Origin of the sequence: Rhodoplanes sp. SY1, from assembly GCF_046000175.1 — a bacterium.
Classification (GTDB): Bacteria; Pseudomonadota; Alphaproteobacteria; order Rhizobiales; family Xanthobacteraceae; genus Rhodoplanes.
The window spans coordinates 1-1029 of record NZ_JBEOMB010000408.1 but is presented as its reverse complement, the minus strand read 5'-3'; the positions used below and the strand labels follow the sequence as shown (position 1 = coordinate 1029).

Annotated in this window: 1 protein-coding gene; it reads right to left on the bottom strand. The window is 64.0% G+C overall.

Annotated features, from left to right (window positions below):
• Nucleotides 1-525: 525 nt before the first annotated feature.
• Nucleotides 526-1029 (bottom strand): hypothetical protein (locus tag ABTU92_RS30010; protein WP_408095187.1); only part of this gene is annotated, 504 nt, incomplete at its 5' end.

Here is a 1029-nt window from a genome sequence, read left to right as displayed (position 1 = left end):
GGTCGAGCTGTGCGGCTGGGCGGTCGATCTATGACGAGATGGCCCGCGATCGACAGGAACGCCCGCCGTGTCGCGTCAGACTTCCGAAAGCCATCGTGGCAGTGGAGCCGTGAGCTGGACGATCTGGGGCACGTTCGTCGCACGTTCAGTCAGAGCGACGCATTTGTTCAGAGCGATGTGGAACGGGGCATTCACGCGCGCCAATGCGCGTGAGTGCCACGACGTCGCCGTGGCGACTGCGGCCTACCTCGTCATGCGGTCCGACGGTGCCGCGGATGCGTCGTAATCGTCGATTTCAAGCCGCGGCTTCGTGGCGCGGCGGAACTTTCCAGGCCCACGGAACGAGGTCGACGATGCGGCCGTTCCGGTGGTCTTCGACGAACGGCTTCAGCGACACCATCGATGTCGCGAGCAAAGGTTCGTAGACAGGGCGTCTTGAACGGCAGCGCAGCCGACCCCGTCGGGGAGCGCCACGATCCAGCGAGTTGGCCCGGCGGGCATCGATTTGAGCCCTGCGGTAGAGCGTCAGGTGATCGACGTATTCGGCTGGTCGAGTGCGCCATCGTCGCCTCGGGCGCAAGCACGGTGACGCCACATGGCGCCGCGGCCGTCGCCGCGGCAGTCGCCGCGCCGCTCGAACGCCGTTTGCCGAAGAACGCGTTCGAGAGAGTGGCACGGCTCGGCGGAATTCACATTCGGCAAGAGCGATTTCATGCCCAGTTCGACACGCAGGTGTGGTCGCCCGAATTCGGATGCGAAATCGCGTTTCGGTAAAGTCGACTGAAAATCACCAATCAGCGCGGGTAGTTCGGCAATTCGAACCCAACGTGCCGAATGCGAGCAACTAGTCGTGCTTGACCGTGACGATGCGGACCGACGTTCCGGCGCGTTTCTGGGCACGGCTTGCGAGAAATCCGTCTCGCTAGGCTGCTCGTGGAGCCTTTGATCGGCCCGGTCCATGCGAATGGGTTCAACGCCCGGATCGCCGTCGTCCGTGAAGTATGGCTGCGTGCGCCGGCTCAGGCGTAG